The sequence below is a fragment of the Chelatococcus sp. KU-N122 genome, from assembly GCF_055391085.1.
The window spans coordinates 1,506,349-1,525,939 of record NZ_AP043981.1 but is presented as its reverse complement, the minus strand read 5'-3'; the positions used below and the strand labels follow the sequence as shown (position 1 = coordinate 1,525,939).

13 protein-coding genes and 2 CRISPR repeat arrays are annotated in these 19,591 nt (G+C 68.2%); of the genes, 2 read left to right on the top strand and 11 right to left on the bottom strand.

What is annotated here, in order from left to right; translation table 11 throughout:
- Positions 1-81: 81 nt before the first annotated feature.
- Positions 82-237, top strand: coding sequence for a hypothetical protein (locus ACZ5PO_RS06795; RefSeq protein ID WP_464191579.1), 156 nt, complete (start codon positions 82-84; stop codon positions 235-237).
- Between the two features lie 26 nt (positions 238-263).
- Here the strand turns inward: ACZ5PO_RS06795 and cas2 are convergent, their stop codons facing one another.
- From cas2 to cas7g, 9 genes are all read right to left on the bottom strand, one after another.
- On the bottom strand, positions 264-569 hold the full coding sequence (gene cas2, locus ACZ5PO_RS06790; protein WP_464191577.1) for a CRISPR-associated endonuclease Cas2: 306 nt from the start codon (positions 567-569) through the stop codon (positions 264-266).
- An 8-nt stretch (positions 570-577) separates the two neighbouring features.
- Entirely contained in the window at positions 578-2,326 is a 1,749-nt protein-coding gene (gene cas4g/cas1g / locus ACZ5PO_RS06785; protein WP_464191575.1) for a CRISPR-associated endonuclease Cas4g/Cas1g, read from the bottom strand.
- Between the two features lie 257 nt (positions 2,327-2,583).
- A CRISPR array of direct repeats spans positions 2,584-4,056; the repeat unit is 37 nt; unit sequence GCTTCAATGAGGCTCCAGCCGATCAGCTGGAGAAGAG.
- A 548-nt stretch (positions 4,057-4,604) separates the two neighbouring features.
- Positions 4,605-5,771, bottom strand: coding sequence for a class C beta-lactamase (gene ampC, locus ACZ5PO_RS06780; protein ID WP_464196720.1), 1,167 nt, complete (start codon positions 5,769-5,771; stop codon positions 4,605-4,607).
- A 727-nt stretch (positions 5,772-6,498) separates the two neighbouring features.
- Complete coding sequence (locus ACZ5PO_RS06775; RefSeq protein WP_464191573.1) at positions 6,499-7,002, bottom strand: RES family NAD+ phosphorylase; 504 nt, start codon at positions 7,000-7,002, stop codon at positions 6,499-6,501.
- Positions 6,999-7,484: a type II RES/Xre toxin-antitoxin system antitoxin gene (gene parS, locus ACZ5PO_RS06770; RefSeq protein ID WP_464191571.1), complete on the bottom strand. Its 486-nt coding sequence runs from the start codon at positions 7,482-7,484 to the stop codon at positions 6,999-7,001. The genes ACZ5PO_RS06775 and parS overlap by 4 nt, the downstream gene beginning before the upstream one ends.
- 71 nt (positions 7,485-7,555) lie before the next feature.
- Positions 7,556-8,847: a CRISPR direct-repeat array (repeat unit 37 nt; unit sequence GCTTCAATGAGGCTCCGGCCGTTCAGCCGGAGATGAG).
- A gap of 303 nt (positions 8,848-9,150) precedes the next feature.
- Positions 9,151-10,161, bottom strand: coding sequence for a type I-G CRISPR-associated protein, Cas3-extension family (locus tag ACZ5PO_RS06765; RefSeq protein ID WP_464191568.1), 1,011 nt, complete (start codon positions 10,159-10,161; stop codon positions 9,151-9,153).
- Positions 10,145-13,363: a type I-G CRISPR-associated helicase/endonuclease Cas3g gene (gene cas3g, locus ACZ5PO_RS06760; protein WP_464191566.1), complete on the bottom strand. Its 3,219-nt coding sequence runs from the start codon at positions 13,361-13,363 to the stop codon at positions 10,145-10,147. Before cas3g ends, ACZ5PO_RS06765 begins: the two co-directional genes overlap by 17 nt.
- Complete coding sequence (csb2, locus tag ACZ5PO_RS06755) at positions 13,360-14,964, bottom strand: type I-G CRISPR-associated protein Csb2 (RefSeq protein ID WP_464196718.1); 1,605 nt, start codon at positions 14,962-14,964, stop codon at positions 13,360-13,362. The genes cas3g and csb2 overlap by 4 nt, the downstream gene beginning before the upstream one ends.
- Positions 14,942-16,255: a type I-G CRISPR-associated RAMP protein Csb1/Cas7g gene (cas7g, locus tag ACZ5PO_RS06750; RefSeq protein WP_464191564.1), complete on the bottom strand. Its 1,314-nt coding sequence runs from the start codon at positions 16,253-16,255 to the stop codon at positions 14,942-14,944. Before cas7g ends, csb2 begins: the two co-directional genes overlap by 23 nt.
- Before the next feature lie 401 nt (positions 16,256-16,656).
- On the opposite strand from cas7g, the gene ACZ5PO_RS06745 reads away from it, so the two are divergent.
- Positions 16,657-17,004 (top strand): addiction module antidote protein, encoded by a 348-nt coding sequence (locus ACZ5PO_RS06745; protein WP_464191561.1) that lies wholly within the window; start codon positions 16,657-16,659, stop codon positions 17,002-17,004.
- 174 nt (positions 17,005-17,178) lie between these two features.
- Here the strand turns inward: ACZ5PO_RS06745 and ACZ5PO_RS06740 are convergent, their stop codons facing one another.
- Entirely contained in the window at positions 17,179-18,288 is a 1,110-nt protein-coding gene (locus tag ACZ5PO_RS06740; protein WP_464191559.1) for an ABC transporter permease, read from the bottom strand.
- A 1-nt stretch (position 18,289) separates the two neighbouring features.
- Positions 18,290-19,447: an ABC transporter permease gene (locus tag ACZ5PO_RS06735; protein WP_464191557.1), complete on the bottom strand. Its 1,158-nt coding sequence runs from the start codon at positions 19,445-19,447 to the stop codon at positions 18,290-18,292.
- Between the last annotated feature and the right edge of the window lie 144 nt (positions 19,448-19,591).

Below are 19,591 nucleotides of genomic sequence, written 5' to 3'. Positions count from 1 at the left end.
AGAGGCGCTTCCGACCCGGGACATGGGAGCATGTCCCGATCAGCCGATCCCATCTGGCGGGGCAGGCTCCAGAGGTGGCAGATGTCCGATTTCATACTGACGCGTTTCGGCTTCAGCGACGTCAGCAACTGGACGCTGCTGCTCGTCGGCATGGCCGGCGCCGGCGTGGCGCTGATCGTCCTGTTCGGGCTCGCGCGCTACGTCAGCCGGCGCTACGGCGACGCCGCGGACGAATAGCCGGCGGGCGCGGCGCGGCGGGCCCGTCAGATTACCGTCGCCTGCCGCTCGATCGGCTGAAAGCTCTTGCCGAGGCTCTCGACCGCGAATTCCACGTCCTCGGCCGGGCCGAGATCGAGGATGACCACGTGGTCGGCGCCGCGATCGATGAGCGATTCCAGGGCCGAGGCCATCTCGGCGCGGCGGCCGCCGTCGAGGCGGCAGTGGAAGATCGAGAGCTGCAGCCAGCGGCCATAGCCCTTCATCACCTTGAACACGCGCCGCCAGCGCTTCGGATCGGAGATGTCGTAGGCGACGACGTAGGCATGCTCGGCGTTGGAGCGGCGCGCCATGGCTTCCCTCAGCGCGGCATGTAGTGCGGGTAGCGCGGGATCTCGCCCGCGACGAAGCGGGCGAACAGGCGGGCCTGCACCTGGATCAGCCGGCGCATGGAGATCTGGTAGCCGAACACCGGATGCGTGGTCTCCTGGTCGAGCCGGCGCTCGTAGGCGGAGACCAGGACGCGCCGGGCCTTCGGCTTCAGGTTGCAGCCGCCGGCGGCGAAGATGAAATCGTCGGGGCCGAGCTCGCCGTTGTTGAGGGCCATCAGCATGGCGGAATCGGCCAGCAGCGGCCGGAACGGCTCGATGAGGTCGAGCGCCAGCGCCGGGCGTCCCGGGCGCTCGGTGTGGTAGACACCCTTCCACGGGTCGAGGCCCACGATGGCGGCGGCCGAGGCGAAGGTGCGGGTGAGCAGCGCATAGGCGAGCGACAGGCAGGCATTCACCGGGTCCGCCGGTGGCCGGCGGTTGCGCCGCTCGAAGGCGAAGGCGGGAAACGCCGCGACCGCCTCGGTGAACAGGTGCGGCAGCGCTCGAAAATAGATCGCCGCCGCCTCGCCCTCGAGGCCGAGCAGGGTGGCCGTGGTCTCGGCGTCGGGCGTGCGATCGGCCAGGAGGGCGAGGCGCGCCAGCGCCGGGCCGCGCTCGGCCTCGTCGCCGCGCCAGTTGCGGCGCAGCAGGGTGCGCGAATTGCGGATCTTGGCCGCCACCAGCTCGCGGGCGAAGGCGAGCCGGCGGCCGTCGTCGCCGGCGAAGGCATATTGCGCCGTGCGCACGGCAGCACTTCTGGGCCCTTGGCCGCCGGTCGAGCCGAGGAACCAGAAGCCGGAGGACATCCAGGCCACCGATACGTCCCGGCGCAGCAGCTCGTGGATGGCCGGCGTGGTGAGCGAGACCGGCCCGGCGATCACCACCTCGGACACCTCGTCGAAGGGGACGGCGCGATCCGCTTCGCCCTCCACCTGGACGACGAGGGTGAAGTCCTTCTTGGTGATGCGGGCGCCGGGCACCTGCACGTAGAGCGGCAGGGCCGGCGAGGCGGCCGGCGGCGGCGTGCGCGGGATGGCGCCGCGGCGGAACCAGTTGACCTCGTCGGGCAGGCAGATCGGCAGCAGCGAGCAGCGCACGCACTTGGGCGAATGATCGAGCGGCGGCGGCAGGCGGCCGCTGGCCACCGTGAGGCGCAGCTCGGAGGCGGCGCGCAAGGTGGTGGCGATCAGCTCCTCGGTGAGCTCCACGCGCACGCGCTCGCGGCTGTCGGCGAACCACAGCGCGCCCTCCTCGCAGGCGTAGCCGGCCTCGCGCAGCAGCAGCGCCTGCACGCACACCTGCACGCGCTCGGGCAGGTAGGCGCCCTCGGCCACGTGCGGGCGCTTGCCGGTCTTGATGTCGACGGGCACGACGCGGCCGTCCTCGGCCTCGATGACATCGAGCTCGGCGGTGAGGCCGAGCCGTTCGGAGGCGAGCAGCAGCCGGCGCGTCTTGAGGGCCTTGTCGGCGAGGGCCGCGGGCGCGGGCAGGGCGGGCGCCGGGCCGCGCTCCGTCGCCGCGTGGGCGCGCCGGCCGGCGGCGGTGTCGGCGTTGCCGGCCCATTCGCCGCGGCTCCACTCCAGCACCGCCAGGCGTGGGCAGTACACCCATTCGTTGACCATGCGCGCCGGCGCCAGGATCTCGTCCTCGCCGGCCGGCGGCGCGAACAGGCCGAGCTCGCCCTGGCGCGGGCCGGCGCGCTCGGCGCGGCCGGTGTCGGCCGTATCGGAGGCCGTCATGGCCTAGCCCCGGCGCGACGAGGCGTGAGTGGTGGTCCGGCAGTCCCGGCCCGGCGGCTGGCGACCTTGCGCGCGTCGGCCATGCTGTCCCCCTTCGCCCCAGCGTGAGCTGAACATGGCGCATGAGGGTATGCTACCGCAAGTGGTAATATTGTGGTCGGCTAACCGATGCGCGAGGGGGCGGCCAGCGCCACGAGGCCGGCGCCATCGCCGGGGGGCCGACACACCGCGATGAGCGGGATCGTGTGGGCGAGATTGCTTCAATGAGGCTCCGGCGGTTCAGCCGGAGATGAGCGCGCGAACCCGCGAAGCCGTCGGAGCGCCCGATGCCAAGCGGCTTCAATGAGGCTCCAGCCGATCGGCTGGAGATGAGCGAGGACCACCCGCCCGTGGTGCTTTTCGATCCCCCGCTTCAATGAGGCTCCAGCCGATCAGCTGGAGAAGAGCCCCGCCGGCCGCCGCGCCCTCGACCAGGGAGGCGGTGCTTCAATGAGGCTCCAGCCGATCAGCTGGAGAAGAGTCGGCCACGGTGATCCCGCGCCGATCGGCGTGGGGCTGGCTTCAATGAGGCTCCAGCCGATCAGCTGGAGAAGAGCAAGCTCGGCCGCGATCTGCTGACCGTGCCGATTCCCGCTTCAATGAGGCTCCAGCCGATCAGCTGGAGAAGAGGACCGTAGGTGTTCTCCACCTGCTCAACGGTCATGCCGAGGCTTCAATGAGGCTCCAGCCGATCAGCTGGAGAAGAGGGAAACGATCCAGATGGCCCGGTCGAACCAGCGGGCGCTTCAATGAGGCTCCAGCCGATCAGCTGGAGAAGAGCACCAGAGTCCATATGCAGGTAATCGTCGACTGGCTGCTTCAATGAGGCTCCAGCCGATCAGCTGGAGAAGAGAGACCAAGCCGATCGGCGACGAGCCCGGTCGTCCCGGCGCCGCCGCTTCAATGAGGCTCCAGCCGATCAGCTGGAGAAGAGCGGCGCCCATGATAATCCTTCGGGTTCTTCGTGCGCAGCTCGTGCTTCAATGAGGCTCCAGCCGATCAGCTGGAGAAGAGAAGACGGTGAGGGCGGGCATGCTCATCAGGTCAGGCCCCGCTTCAATGAGGCTCCAGCCGATCAGCTGGAGAAGAGCGGGCTCGGACGACCGCGGCGTATTCGAGCGCGATGCTTCAATGAGGCTCCAGCCGATCAGCTGGAGAAGAGACGAAGTGCCCGATGGCATGGGCGGTCAGCCGACGGCGCTTCAATGAGGCTCCAGCCGATCAGCTGGAGAAGAGCGGAGATCAGCGCCGGCGCATCCGTCAGCGCGGCCAGCACGGCGCTTCAATGAGGCTCCAGCCGATCAGCTGGAGAAGAGCAGCCGATCCACGAGTATGGGACCGCCGCGTACTTCAAGCTTCAATGAGGCTCCAGCCGATCAGCTGGAGAAGAGTCGAGCGCTCACGATAGTCGTATGGTCACGGTGTCCGAGGCTTCAATGAGGCTCCAGCCGATCAGCTGGAGAAGAGGTCCGCGTTGAAGTTCCAGTAGCTGCCGTTGTACTCGCTTCAATGAGGCTCCAGCCGATCAGCTGGAGAAGAGACGACGCGGACTTCGATCGTCATTACCTCGACGTGGCCAGCTTCAATGAGGCTCCAGCCGATCAGCTGGAGAAGAGGTGGTGGACCAGCGGGTGAGCCGGCTGGTGACCCTGTGGCTTCAATGAGGCTCCAGCCGATCAGCTGGAGAAGAGAGCCTGCCGAAATTTGTCAACGCCGACAAGCGCTTTCGCGGCCTCTTGCGAGGGGTCCTCTGCACCACCCGCCGGATCGTGGCCGAGCGGCGCATCAGTAGGATTCAGGATATCAAACAGCCAATAAGAATCAACGACTTATCGTTCCGCGAGAGGTGCCGCACGAATCGGTCGCGCCGCACCGCTCGCGCGTCATCCGGCGGATGCCGGCTACGTTGGCCTGATGGCAGCCCGCAAGGGCCGGCTTGCCGCGCGCCAGGGACTAGTGTGGTGGATCTGAAGTTCCTGCTCCCCACATGGCATCCACGTTCAGGACCTTCAGATCCATTAAACCACACTAGAATCATAGAGTTGCTAGTGTGGCTTAGGAATCCGAAATTCGCTCCGAACGATGCCCCGAGGTGGTGCGAATTTCGGATTCGCCACACTAGAGCGCTTTGCGATTGGGTGGAATCACCCAATCGCAGAAAAGCGCTCCAGATTCAGAAAGTTATGAGCATTTCTCTGCAATTGGATGATCTCATCCAATTGCGAAATGCTCTAGCGCACTAGCGCACGTCCGCGGCGAGCTGCTCGAGCACGGCGTGCGCGGCCGTGATGCGCGCCGGGATGGGGATATTCTTGTTGGCCAGCATGACGATGCCGATCTTCTTCTCGGGCACGAACGCAACGTAGGCGCCGAAGCCCTTCGTCGAGCCGGTCTTGTTGAACAACGTCGGCCCCGCGGGCGCCTGCGGCGGCGCCAGCCGCGTGGCGGCGTTGGGCTCTCTGATCATCGAGGTGGAGTTGCCGGCGAGCAGCCGCTCCAGCGTGACGGGATAGGGGTATTGCTCCCAGCCCAGGCCCTGCACCATCCCGTCGATCCGGAAGTATCCGACGTGGGTGGCTTCGACCGCTGTCCGCATCGGTGCCTCCAGCGTCTCGGGCCGGATGTTGGCCTCGACGAAGCGGATGAGATCGGCGGCCGAGGTTTTGACGCCGTAGGTTTCCGCGGCGAAGACGCCCGGCGGCACCCGTACCGGCTTGCCCGCGCCGTCGTAGCCCCAGGCATAGCGGCTCATCTCCGCGGCGGGCACCCGGATGTAGCTGCGGCTCAGGCCGAGCTTGGGGAACAGCTCGCCCTCGACCAGGTCGGCGAAGGTGCCGTTCATCGCCAGCGCGGTGACGTGGCCGAACAGGCCGAGGCTGGGGTTGGAGTAGCGCCGCTGCGCGCCCGGTGCGGCGGCGGGCTTCCACTGCTGCAGATAGGCGATCATCTTGGCGTTGCTGGTGACGGCGCCGGGAAACTGCAGCGGCAGCCCGCCGGCCGTATAGGTGCCGAGATTGAGCAGGCTCGCCGCATCGATGGCGCTCCCGCGCAGCTGCGGCATGTATCGGCCGGGGTGATCATCCAGCGAAAGCTTGCCGCGGACTTGCGCATAGCTGGCCAGGGTCGCGGTGAACGCCTTGCTGACGGAGCCGATCTCGAACAGCGTCTCGTTCGTCACCGGCGTGTTGCTCTCGGTCGCGGCGACGCCGTAGTTGAAGACCTGGCGCCGGCCGTCGACCGTCACGGCCACGGCCATCCCGGGCACGCCGTAGGTCGCCATGAGCGGGCGGACCGCACGCTCCACGGCGCCGGCGATCCGGTCCGAGCTGTCGGCGGCGCGGACCGCGGCCGGCAGCAGGCCGCACGGGATGACGGCCAGGGCGAGCAGCCCGGCCGCGCGTGTGATGAGGGTCAATGGATGTCCTCTGTGGTTGGGAAGGGGAGGTGACGTTAAGCGAAGTATTCGAGAGGGCGCGACCGATGCGGTTGCTGAGGCGTTTCGATGAGATTCGGGCTGATTAGCCGGAGATGACTTCTCAAGGCTGCGCTCGCCTTCCTCATGTGGGGCGGACTTCAATGAGGCTCCGGCTGATCAGCCGAAGATGACCGTGAACTCAGGCATCGGCGCCTCCCACCTGCGCGTAGCTTCAATGAGGCTCCGGCTGATCAGCCGAAGATGACCTGCACGAGATCCTGCTCATCGCCGTGCGCGACGAGGCTTCAATGAGGCTCCGGCTGATCAGCCGAAGATGAGCCCTGACCCGTCGAACCGAGCTGAGACAATCTTGCGGGCTTCAATGAGGCTCCGGCTGATCAGCCGAAGATGACGCCCCTGGCGATTCGACAGATCCGACAGGCGGTTGCCAGGCGCATCGCGAGCGGTCCTCGGCAGTGCCGGCCCGATGGCCTTTGCAGAGCTCATCTCCGGTCTTCACGATATCAAACAGCATATAAAAATCAATGCGTTGGCGCGCTGCGAGCGCTCCCGGGCGAATCGCGCGCACCGCAGCGCTCGCGGCCGCCCGGCGCAGTTTATGCGCTTCCCGCTGCTTTGCCAGAGGTCGTAGCGCATCACGGCCCATCGCCGCCTTGCCGGCGGACGCGCTGCTGTCGAGCGGGTAGGTGCCCTCGGTTCACGCCAGCGGGTGCAGGCGCGTGTCCAGCGCAAAGGCCTCCTGCAATTCGAGCGCATAGGCGCCGGCCGCCCGGCTGGCGAGGAAGATCAGGTTCCAGCTATGGGACGAGACGGCGCTCGGTATGACCACGAAGCGATGGCGGCGCAGGAGATCGTCGCCGAATGCCTGCTGACCGGCGCTCGGAATGCCCGGCCGCAGCCAGTTGGGGTTGGGAACGTCGGCCGGCGTGACGACGCGGACATCGGAGACGTCGGTCACCATTGCGGCCGTCATCACGTGCGAAATCGTATCGAGCGCCTTGAAGCCCTTGTGGACGGCCACCTCGATGATCGCGGTCGAGGGGTCGAGCGAGCAATAGACGGCGCGTACGCCTCTGCCGTTCCATCGCCCGCCGACCCGATAAGCCCCTTCCCCGCTGTCCCAGGTGGGCGCGAAGGCTGCCTGATCGAGACGCCAGGCGAGGAGCTCGCCGCCGCCGAGCGCCGCCGGCAGCGGCGTCATGCATAGACGCCGTATTCGAGCCGTTCGAGGTAGTCTTCAACCAGCTCGACCCCGGCGGGCGTCGACAGAAGATCGATCGGCCTGCGCTGGTCGAGCCCGATCGCCGGGCGCTCCAGCCACTGCTCGGCCTCCTCCTGAGAGCCGAGCACATCGGTCGCCCTGGCAAGAATCTCGGCGAACTTCCAGGCCCGCCCGCTCTGCTCCCGGCTGAGGGGCGCCGACGGGGCGTCCTTGCGGCGCTGATACGTCCGTAGGCTCATGCCGACGGCCTTCTCGAGCGAGTCGGTCTTGCTCAGGACGAGCAACCGGCCGACCAGATGGTCCAGCGCCGACGCCGGCAGCCCCCGCTGCAGCAGCTCGTGGGCGTCGAGCGCGCTGGTGACGCGATGCGACAGCACGCGCACCCCACCGAGCAGCTCGGTGACCTTCAGCAGGTCGCGCGGGCCTGCATCCGGGACGGCTTTTTGAACTGCGGCCGCCATGGGAGCCTCCATACGTCACCTGTCGCTTCTGCATATGACAGGTGACGCGAGGCCTTTCAAGGCAGGCTGCCGCTTCAATGAGGCTCCGGCTGAACGGCCGGAGATGAGGCGCTCGGTCACGAACTGGTCGGGCCGGTAGACCTGGCTTCAATGAGGCTCCGGCCGTTCAGCCGGAGATGAGATAGCTCGTGCAACACGGGCAAACTGGACGGCATGCTGCTTCAATGAAGCTCCGGCCGTTCAGCCGGAGATGAGCTCAATTTCCCCTGAAGCATTGGAGCATGCAGCGATGAGGCTTCAATGAGGCTCCGGCCGTTCGGCCGGAGATGAGGCAGACGGAGGAGCAGCGCCGGGCCGCCCTGGTGGCGCTTCAATGAGGCTCCCGCCGTTCAGCCGGAGATGAGGACAGAAACCGCCGCGGCTGCGACCGGCCAAACGACGCTTCAATGAGGCTCCGGCCGTTCAGCCGGAGATGAGCTCCAGAAGGCCGAGACGGACCTTGAGAATTTCGGCCCGCTTCAATGAGGCTCCGGCCGTTCAGCCGGAGATGAGTGCCGCCGACCTGGATCTTGAACGCGCCGATGATGGCGCTTCAATGAGGCTCCGGCCGTTCAGCCGGAGATGAGCTCGCTCGCGTAGAGGCCTCTACCGGCCCGCTGGAGCTTCAATGAGGCTCCGGCCGTTCAGCCGGAGATGAGGATGTGGCGGTAGGCGAGCTTCGACGTCTCCGACGCGCTTCAATGAGGCTCCGGCCGTTCAGCCGGAGATGAGGCAGCAGGCCTATGACAGCGCTGCATCGAAGCAGGCGCTTCAATGAGGCTCCGGCCGTTCAGCCGGAGATGAGGGTTCGACGGGCTCGGCCGGCATCACGCTGTTGGGGCTTCAATGAGGCTCCGGCCGTTCAGCCGGAGATGAGTGGACGAGAAGGTCTTGCGGCAGCACGTCAAGGCGGGGCTTCAATGAGGCTCCGGCCGTTCAGCCGGAGATGAGAGCACCATGGCCGGGATCTCGATCCCGTTCTCATGGTCGCTTCAATGAGGCTCCGGCCGTTCAGCCGGAGATGAGTCGTGGGGCCGGGAGGCGCCGTCTACTTCCTCGAGGTGGCTTCAATGAGGCTCCGGCCGTTCAGCCGGAGATGAGCTGGTGCGGAGGAACCTGGGTGCAGCATTGAGGGCCGCTTCAATGAGGCTCCGGCCGTTCAGCCGGAGATGAGACCGTCCTTCGCCTCGCCGTACTTCACGCGGACCTACAAGCTTCAATGAGGCTCCGGCCGTTCAGCCGGAGATGAGCCATCATGTAGGTGGCGAGGGCAGGGCACCATTCGTCGCTTCAATGAGGCTCCGGCCGTTCAGCCGGAGATGAGGGGCTCCTGCAATTCGCAAAACCCTGCAAGCGCTTGCGCGCTGCTTTGCGAGGGGTCCCCAGCGGAGCTCGTGCGATGCCTCCCGCACTGGCAACCGGCACCATTCACGATATCAAACAGCAAAGAAAAATCAACGTTTTAGCGGCCTGCGAGCGGTGCCGCACGAATCGCTCGCGCCACAGCGCTCGCAGCCGGCCGGCGCAGTCTATCCGGTTCGCCTCGGTTCGCCAGGGGATGACGCCTTGCCGCCGCATCGGCGGTGTTGCCGCTGTCCAAGGCAGGCAGCTCGGCATCGGATGCGGATCAGGCCTCCACCGGCCGCCCGCGCGTGAAGTTCATGAACTTGCCGACCGAGATGCGCCTGGCGACGAGCACGTGGTCGACGCCGAGATGGGCGAGGCCGCCGGGCTCGCGCAGGTCGGGGTGGGCCAGCAGGGCGCGGATGGCTGCGAGGCTCGCGGGCTCGCGCCAGATCGGCCAGGCGAGCGAAAAGCCGCCGCGTCCGGATTGGCCGCCGATAACCGCCGGCCGCACTCGCCCGGCCCGCGTCTGCGGCGCCAGCGTGAGGGCGGCGAGCCCCACCGCCGCCAGCCGGTTGGCGCCGTGCTGGGTGCCGCTCTTGTAGGCGGCGTCGGTCGGATCGCCGGCCATCAGGGCGTAGCGCACGTCCTCGTCGGGATCGAAGCGGAACGAGAAGGTGGGGTCCACGCGGCGCCAGGGCGCGAACAGGGCCTCGGCCAAGCAGTCCGCCGCCGAGAGGGTGACTGCCTGCTTGCCGCGGCCGCGTTGTGGTGGCGCTGCGAGCGACGGCACGGCCGCGAGCCGGTCGAGGAAGTGCTGGTGCCCTTGGCCGAAGAGCAGGCACAGCGGCGTGGGGTCGATGGCCTCCGTCTTCTCGTCCTTGATGGCCGCATCGCTCATCAGCGCGCTCAGCAGATCGGCCCGGCCGCGCGTGCCGGCCTTGGCCGTCTCGGCGGCCTCGGCCAACATCCGCGCGGCGTCCTGGCGGTTGAAGTCGAGGTCGAGCCTGCCGTCGAAGGCGTGGTCTCGTGCCAGGATCTCAAGGCCGGCGGCCGCCGCTTCGGCGGTCTCAGCCGCCGTCAGGGCTCGCTTCAGCACCAGCACCGGCCGCAGCGGCGGCCTGTCGATGTCCCAGCAGGCGCGCGGGCGCAGCTTCTCGTCATCCGGCCGTGCGGCGTCCTCTGCTTCGAGCGCCCGTAGCAGGCCGAGGAGGGCGAGGAACGCCAGGAGGTTGTCGGGCTCGAGCCCGTCCAGGCGCCGGCGCGCCGCGGCGTCGTCAGGCGGCTTGGTCATCGGCCGTGCTCTCCTGTCGTGACGCCTGCTCCGCGGCAACTTGCGAAGCACGATGATCGGCGAGGCGCAGGATGGCCTCGAAATGCGCCAGCTCCCACACGCCGTAGCGGGCCTTGAGCCGTTCGAAGAGGCTGGTCCAGTCGAGCCCGCCGTAGTCGAAGGCCAACGATTGCGGCCCCGGCCCCGGCGGGAGATCGACGAGCTCCGTGCCGGTTCCGTCCAGCAGCGGCAGGCCGAGGCGCGGCATGGCGTCGTCAGGATCGCCGTGCGGAAAGAGGGGCCGTCCGTAGCCGTGATGGCTGCCGATCAGCCAGAGCACCAGCTCGGAATCCTCTGCCTCGCGGAAGCGCGTGTGGAGTGGTGCCAGCCGCACCGAGAGCGCTTCGTGGCGCCAGCGCGGCGGCAGGCCGACCCGCGCGCCATGGCCCCGCGGCGCCCGCCGCGCCGACTTGGCGAGCAGGGCGCTCGAATCCCTCGTGAACGATCCGCGGCGCCCGAGGGGATCGCCAAAGGCGAGCAGGGCCTGGAAGCGCGGGTCCGCCTTGCCGAGGTCGTGCAGGCCGGCGGCGAGCTTGATGTCGGCAATGCGCGCGGCGGAGAGGCCGGCCAGACGCGCGAACGTCTCGGCCTTTGCTTCCACCTGAGCGTTGTGCGTGCCGAGCGGCAGCGCATAGCCGGGCATGGAGCCGGCTACGTCATCGTCGGTCGTGCCGGGCTCGCCCGTCTCAGGCGGCGCGGCGGCACCTTTCGGCGACGTGCCCAACGGCGCGACGATCACGACGCCGCGCGGGCGGCCTGCGGTGTCGACCCCGTAGATGTCCGTGTAGATCTGGATGCGGTTCCTGCGCGTGCGTGGGGCGCCATCCAGCTTGAGCAGCGCATCGGCGAGGTGCGGCGGCAGGTCGATGCTCGCGAGCGCGTCGCGGATGTCGGCCCAGCGCTGCGAGCCGGCTGCCGCCAGGGCGTTGGCCAGGGCTTCCCGCCGCGCCTCCTCGTCGGCGGGGTCGGCGGGCGCCACCTCGCCAGCGTCCGGCGCCTCGTCCCCATCGGCGGGGCCGAGCAGCCCGGGCGCGATCCGCACCGCATAGCGGCGCGCCTCGAACGGCCGTGCCGCCTGCAGCGCCACGTCGACGACGGGGGCGCTCCTTCGCGGGTTCCAACCGTGCTTGTCGGCGCCGCCGTAGCTCGCCGGCACGACGAGCGTGTCGCCGGGTCGGATCGCTTTCGGATTGTCGGGTCCTGTTGCGTCGGGAAAGACCCAGTCCGAGCGCTCGTCGTCGTCTCCAGTCCAGCGAAAGACCGGCCGAGCCGACTGTTGGCGCGCATCCCGGTCATCCTCGTCCGGCGCCAGCTCGGCGATATCGGCGAGCCGCGCGAAGGCGCTGCCGCGCCGCTCCAGCCAGTTGCGCACGGCCCACAGCGGCAGCTCGATCGTCTCGGCGGCGCGCGGCGGCACCAGCTGCAGCAGCCGCCGGATCTCCTCCGGTTCGACGGCGCTCGGCCAGAAGATGTCGCCGCGCCAGACGACGGTGACCGAGGCCGGCTGGCGCCCCGCCCCGTGGAGGAAGAGCCCGACCTCCGGGCCCTGTGCAGGCACTGGCGAGGTCCAGCTCAGCTCGTCGAGGTGGGCGGGCATCAGCTTCGGGGCATTGGGCTTGGCCGAGAAAGCCTCGGGCGGGACCCGATCAGACGCCGTCAACGCTGCGAAGGCGGCCAAGCCGAAGTCGAGCATGAGCGCGGCACCCCTGGCTGCGGGCGGGGCGGCATGCGCGGTCAGATAGGCCCAGGCCGCCTGGATCGCCTTGCCGTAGACGGGATCCTCCCGCCGCGGCGCGAGATCGGCCTTGGCGGCCACCACCGCCGCATCGGTCGGCGTGCCGCGCCCGGCGCGGCCGAGCCGGCCGAAGCGCTGGCGCAGGGCGTCGATCGGCGCCACCTCGGTGACCAGCCCGTCCAAGTCGATGTCGACGCCCGCCTCCAGGCACTGGGTGGCGACGACGATGAGCGGCTTGGCGAGCGCGCGCGAGCCGCCGGTGCGGATCGGCGCCAGCTCGCGCTCCGCGGTCTCGTCGCGGTCCACCGGCCGGGCCGGCCCGATCAGCAGCGTGCAGCTCGCCTCCGGCAGCTCCCGCCCGAGCCGCTCGAACACCTGCCGGGCGCGGGCGACCCGGTTGACCACGACGCCGATGGCCGGTGCGTCGAGGCCGCGCTGGCGCAGCGTATCGAGCGTCCGGCGCACTTCACCGACGATGGCCGCGATGCGCGGCCCCAGGTCGGCTTCGTCGGCATCCTCGGTCGCAGCTGCCTCCTCCTCGCCTGCCGTGTCGCTACCGGTCTTCACCTTCGAGGGCCCGACGAGGCGGGCCGGCTTCGATGCGCTCCAGCGGCGCGCCAGCTCCTTGTCGGCATAGTCGGCCGCGACGAGGCCAAACGGGTCGGCAGCACCTTCGCCGGGCGTGGCCGAATCTTCGCCGGGCGTGGCCGAGAGCCGCACGAAGCGCCAGGGGCTCACGGCCTCCGGACTTTGGCGCCACGCCTCGCTCCGGTAGCGTTCGACGGCCATGAGCGTCTGCCGGAACGGCTCGGCTAGATGCGCCTCGTCCAGCAGGATCAGGCAGTCGGCGCCGATGAGCCCGGCCTGGATCGGCTTGGCCCGGTCCGGGAGGCCGTAGCCGCGGAACAGCAGCCGCGAGCCGACCTGGTCGACGGTGGAGCAGAGCACGGTGGGCTGGGCCGGTGTGCGCGCCCAGTCGTCCTCGCGCGGCAGGCCGCCGCGCAGGCGGCGGGCCAGGAGCGGCAGGCTGCCGCCGGCGAGATGGCGCAGCCGAGCGGCCACGCGGGCGGTGATGGGGCCCGCTTGGTCGGAAGCCAGCGCCTCGGCCAGCCGTTTGGCGCGGCCGTGGGCGTCGTCCACCACCAGACGCCGGTCGACCACGAAGGCGATGCGCACGGGTGCCCGGCGCGCCGGCCCGCCGGCAGCCTCCAGCGCCAGGTGGAAGACGGCGATGTCGATCGCCGCGGTCTTGCCCGAGCCGGTGGGCAGGTCCAGCAGGTCCGGCCAGGTGCCGTCATCCCGCGCCAGCCGCTCGAGCAGCCGTGTCTGCCACGGAAATGGGCTTACGTCGTCGCCGTGCACCTCCCTGAAGAAGGCGGCGAAGTCGTCCAGCGCCAGGGCCGGCAGTCGGGCTTCATGCGCCGTCATGAGCCGTCCCCGCCGTCAATCGCCCGGCAGAGGCCGAGGCCGACGAAACGGCCGGCGCCGAGGATCACCGGCCCGCGCACGGGCTCGGCGAACCGGATGACGGCGTGGATGAGCGGCCGGCTCGCCAGCGACGGCGGCAAGCGCCAGCGCATCCAGCCGGGTGCGTTGCCCGAGGGAGTGGCAGACGGGGCGCCCGCGATCGCCGAATGCTTGTCAGGGACGACGGCCGGGCAGGGGGGCCCGTCCGCGGCAGCGATCGTTTCCGGTTCCGGCAGGCCGATGCGGCCGCAGGCGGCGACGATCTGGGCGATCATCTCGTCTATCCGCGCCCCGCCCGTCTGTCTCACGTGGCGGTCGAGCACGATCGGCGTCACCGTCGCAAAGGTGCGAGCGGCAGCCGTATAGGGCGACGGATCGAGCGAGCGCCGCTCGGCCGCGAAGGTCGGCGTGAGCGCGATGCGGAAGCGCGGGCCGGGCGCTCCCGCCTTCGGCGCGAGCCTCAGGACCCTGCGCTCGTCCGTCTCGTCGAAGGGAGCGACCTGCCGCATGGCGTTCAGGAAATCCGGATCGTCGAGGAGCCCGCTGCCGCGTGGCGGTACCAGGCCGAAGCCGAGGACGCGGCCGTCGGCGTGGGGGAAGCCGGCGAAGGCGAGCGGCACGACGGCGAGATGCGGCTCGCGCGTCGGGCTGCCGTCCGGCGCGTGGCCGCTGACCACGGCCGGAATGCGCTCGCCGTGCAGGCCGGCGCGGCCATAGCCGTCGAGCAGCGTGTCCCGGATCGTCTTGGCCACGATGGCGGCGGCGCGGATGTCGGGCATGGTGTCGTGGCGACCGTCGCCGTCGTGCTCCAGCAGCAGCCAGCGCGTCTCGAACACGCTCTGGGGCGTGTCGTCGGCGGAATGAGCCATCGGCCTTAGGAGACTCCCGGGGGCAGGGCGGTGGCCGGCGTCGAAGGCGGCACGGAGCTCAGCGAAGCGACCAGGATAGATGCCCCGCCTAGCGTTCCGCGGTTGTATAGCTGCGGTGATCTCGTCACTACGACTGAAGCAACAGCGCGTCAGGCTCGCCGAATGTCCGATGTAGGCTGTGTCGCGCGCCAACCAATTCAATGCTTCGAGCGCTCCCTCCTCGGGTTCTACATCAATCCAGAGCAGTTTCATGACTCGATCATGAGGCCGCGTGGCCGGAAAGTTTCTATCTTTGAGGCCGGATCGCTTCCTTTGATCGGGCATAACGCTCCATGCCTGCAGCCAAGGCTTTTGCTCCTGCTTAGGAGGCCGGATCCCCTTTGATAGGAAATCTCGATGCCATTTCAGTTTGCCCAGATCGCCCTTTGGTGTTTCGTGGTCATTTGGCGGCACAAAGACTTGTGGTGCAGTACGAGGCTTGGCGTCGGATGCAAATATGCGTGGCGGCCGCAAAGTCTCAAGCCACTCAAGCGCCTTCGCTTCCCGGTCATTCTGTCCCCGCGCAGCCCAAGCGGCGACAAGTGCGGAAAAAATGCGATCTGGCTGTGGCGGCCAGTCGGCGACCGGGTCGTCGGGCCCGATCGCCGCGAAGTAAAGGCCGGAAAGATACTCAATTTCCAGAGCTAGAGTCATTGCCGTCCGCCCCTTCCTCTTCGCCACCCGCGCCAGCAAGGGCAAGCTCCTGACTCCTACGGACGATCTCAACGAGTTTGTCCTGGGGCGTGAGGCGAAGCGGGTCAGCAGATAAGGCGAAGCCCGCGGCTCGCGCGGATTCGAACGCCTGCCCGTAAAGAGCACGGGCATCCCTGCGTTCAAGCGGTATCATTTTCGTTGTGCCATCCATGTGCACGAGCTCCAATGGAGCTCTTCCTTCACAGACGAGATCGCAGCGCGAGCGTAGCGCATAGCCCCGCGCATCCTGCTCGGCGAGGGCGACAAGCCCGAGGGCGGCCAGCATGCTCCGGCCAGCGATATCCTTCTCCGCCGAACCGAACCGCAGCCGGCGCAGAGCCGCGAAGCTCAGCACGAAGCTGTGCTCAGCGTGATCGCAGGTAACGCCAAGGGGGGTTACGGAGGGAGTGATATTGCCGTGGTTAATGAGCGATGCTCGCCCTGCTTTGCCACTTCTACCACTATAGAGCACGGGCTCCTTGTTTGCGCCTTTGGTCGCGGCCAAGCCCTCCTTCGGCGTCCAATCGTTGGGATTGTCTTTTGCTTGATAAATCCTGACCTTGTTTAGAACACCCAAGGGATCGATCCGACTTCCGGTGCGCCGGCCGGATGTCTGGATGTCGGTTTCGCCGGTGCGTTGGCTTATTAGCGTATCTTCCACGGGGACATTGACTGCCACGATCTCGGATATGAGGCAGCGGGCGAACTTGGCGCCGAGGCCGCCGCCCTCGCCGGTCGAATGCCATGCGCCGAACAACAGGGCCGTTGGCGAGATCTCTAAAACAGCTGCTGCGTCTTCCGCCTTGGACTTCGCTAGACGTCGCCCGACGTCACTCGCCATAAATGGCTGGCCGTCAAGAAGGCTATCACGCAGGATGGCGTCATACACGCGATGCGGGGCCTCCAGCGAGGTGATTCTAGTGACTCCGTCGAGGCGCGCCTTGCTGAAATCCACGACCACATGCGGGATGGAAACGCCGTCGCTGATCGCGGCAAGCAGGGCTTCCTCGAGCCGGTTAGCCTGCGATTGCACGCTATCAAGCAGTACGCACCAAGCATCTTGGCCGTTCAGCCGACGGCGCTCGTAGACGTGGCGAGGAGGAGCATTGCGATTGGCTCGCTTCGCTTCGTCTGAGGCGGGATAAGTGGGCGGGAAAATTTTCCCTCCCTGGCCGTCCAAAGGTTGGAGCGCCTGCCTCCGTCTCAATGCGGCGTCTTCGCTCACCATTTGATTGAGTGTGTGAATATCCATCGCGCCCCCCATAATTGCAAAAAGCTACGCCGATGCGTGCCTTAGAGTCAATGGAGAGCAAACCCCCTTTCATTCCCCTCTCTCTAAGAAAGCGAATTGCGCCGCCGCGCTGCGACGCATATAGTTCTACTCGCCGGGTCGGAGGCCGAACGCCATCGGGGGCGCACTTAGATATTCCGTCAATGCCAAGTGACGGGGATCCGAAGCACGTGTGCTTCGGCCTCATTGAAGTGAGAGCGGGGATTTCAATCTCGCTTTAGCTGTATCCTTTGGGCCTCCGATCCAGCTACTCAAACATTATCGAGTAGGTGTCTACAGAATTGTCAACAATCCGCTTGCAAGTTTGACTGGAGCTATTGTCTTTATTTCGTCCGGCGAGGCCCGGAGTTGATCCTGCTGTTGTGCGCAGCGGCAGCCGGGCTCAGCCGGCGGACATCGACAAAGCCAAGCGCATATCCAAGGAGATCGAGGTGGAAACGACTCGTTTCGATATCCAGGACCATCTCAAAACGCTGGACGATCAGGCTCTATACCTTGTAGCAGTCCTCGATGACGGTGATCCGACGCTCCTCGCGGCGGCGCTGGGCGACATCGCCAAGGCACGCGGCGTGACGGCCTTTGCGAAGGAGACCGGGTTGAGCCGGGAGACCATCTACAAGGCTTTCCGCCCGGGCGGGAACCCGACGCTCGAGACGTTGAGCAAGGCCCTCAAGGCCCTTGGCTTGCGGCTGACTGCTGTTGCGGCGTAGCGTCGACGACGCTGGCTTCTTGGCCAGGGCGCGCGGCCGGCGGCAAAAGGTGGCCACCCCATCACCGGGATAGCGCTACGCCGTGCCGTCTGTGGATGAGCCAATCGGATTTGGCACCGCTCACCCCGGCCGCTTCACCATGAACACCCGCCGGGATGACCGGCGCAGCCCCGCTCACTCCAGCCTCCTGCGGAACAGCCAGGCCGCGGCGCTCAGCGCGGTCGCGGCGATGAGCGCCAGAGGCACGGTGTTGCGAAAGACCTCGGCCGCCGGCAGGTCCTTCAGGAACACGCCCTTCACGATGGTCAGGAAATAGCGCAGCGGGTTCACCGCGGTCAGCGGCTGCAGCCAGTCGGGCATGTTCTCGATCGGCGTGGCGAAGCCGGAGAGCAGCATGGCCGGCACCAGGAACAGGAAGGCGCCGAGGATGGCCTGCTGCTGCGTCGCCGCCAGGGCCGAGATGAACAGGCCGATGCCGACCACGGCGAGCAGGTAGACCACGGCGCTGCCGTAGAGCAGGGCGAGCGAGCCGCGCAGCGGCACGCCGAACACGAACACCGCCGCCACGATGTAGACGGTGATGTGGAAGGCGCCGATCAGCATGGGCGGGATCACCTTGCCGATGAGGATCTCGTGGGTCCGGAGCGGCGACACCATCAGCTGGTCGAAGGTGCCGAGCTCGCGCTCGCGGGCGATGGACAGCGCGGTGACGACGAGGCCGATCAGCAGCGCGATGGCCGCCACCAGGTTCGGCACCATGAACCACTGGAACTCCAGGTTGGGGTTGAACCAGTTGCGCGCCACCACGGCGATCGGGGCGGCGCGCGCCGGCGCGCCCGCGGCGATGTCGACGGCGAGGCCGGCGACGATCTGGTTCAGGTAGCCGGCAACGATCTGCGAGGCGTTGGAGCGGCGGCCGTCGAGGATGATCTGCAAATCGGCGGGCCGGCCCGCGGCGATGTCGCGCGAGAAGGTGGGGCCGATGTGGACCGCCGCGATCGCCCGCTGCCGGTCGATCGCCTCGCGCAGCTCGGCCGGGCTCGCGGCGCGGATGATGCGGCGGACGGTGGGCGTGCCGCCGATGCGCTGCACCAGCTCCTGGCCCCAGGCGCCGGCGTCGCGGTTGAGCACGAGCACGTCGACGTTCTTCACCTCCAGCGTCGCGGCGTAGGAGAAGACGAGGAGCTGGACGATGGGCGGGCCGACCAGGATCAGGCGGCTCCTGGGGTCGCGCAGCACCGCCAGCAGCTCCTTGACGATGAGGGCGGCGAGCCGGGTCCACATGTCAGCCGATCCGCTTGCGCGTGCTGCGCGCGGCGAGCACGAACATCACCGCGCCCATGGCCAGCATCACGGCGATGGCGGTGAGGAACATCGGCCAGATGTCGCCGGCCAGGAACACGCTCTGCAGGCTGGGGATGAGGTAGCGGGCGGGCACGATCCAGGTCACCAGCTGGATCGCCCGCGGCATGGAGTCGATCTCGAACAGGAAGCCGGAGAGCAGGAAGGCCGGCAGGAAGGCCGAGAGCAGGGCGAGCTGCGAGGCGAGGAACTGGTTCTTGGTCGCCGCCGAGATCAACAGGCCCTGGCCCAGCGCCGGCATCAGGAAGCTCGCCGCGAGCGCGTAGAGCGCGACGACGGAGCCGCGGAACGGCACGCCGAAGACGAAGACGGCGACGCCCACGCAGAGCGTCATGGAGGCGAGGCCCAGGGCGAAGTAGGGCAGGATCTTGCCGGCGAGCAGCTCGGCCGCGGTCACCGGCGTCGCCATCAGCGCCTCCATGGTGCCGCGCTCCCATTCCCGCGCCACGACGAGGGAGGTGAGCAGGGTGCCGACCAGGGTCATGACGATGGCGATGGAGCCGGGCACCAGGAAGTTGCGGCTGGCGAGCTCGGGGTTGAACCAGAAGCGCTGCTCCACCCGGATTGCCGCCGCCTTGGCCATGGTGTCGGCGCCGCGCTGCGCCACCCAGGTCGCCACCACCCCTTGCGCGTAGTTCTGCACGAAGCTCGCCGTGTTGGGCTCGGAGCCGTCGACGATCACCTGGATCTGCGGCGCCGCCCCGCGGCCGGCCTGGTCGCCGGCGAAGGCAGCGGGGATGACGACGATGCCGCGCACGCGGCCGAGCACCAGGTCCTGCTCGAAGGCGCGGCGGTCGCGGCCGAGCACCACGTCGAAGTAGCGCGAGGCCTGGAAGCTGGCGGCGAGATCCTGGGTGACGGGCGTCGCCGCCTCCACCACCAGGCCGACGCGGGTGCGGGTGGCGTCGAGCGAGACGCCGTAGCCGAAGATGAACAGCAGGATCAGCGGCAGCACCACGGCGATGAGGATGCTGCTGGGGTCGCGGACGATCTGGAGGCTCTCCTTGCGCACCAGCGCCGCAAACCGCCGCGCCCGGCCGGAGACCGGCGCTGCGGGCGATGGGCGGTCGGCGGCGCTCATAGGGGGGCGCCTTGCTGGGGGCGTTGAGGCGGTGGCGGCCTTCCCCCGCCAGGCCCTCGGCGGCTGGTTCGGCTGGCGTCGAGGCAACACCCCCGCCAGTCCCTTCCGCTTCGCACGGGACAGCCTCCCCGCAAGGGGGAGGCT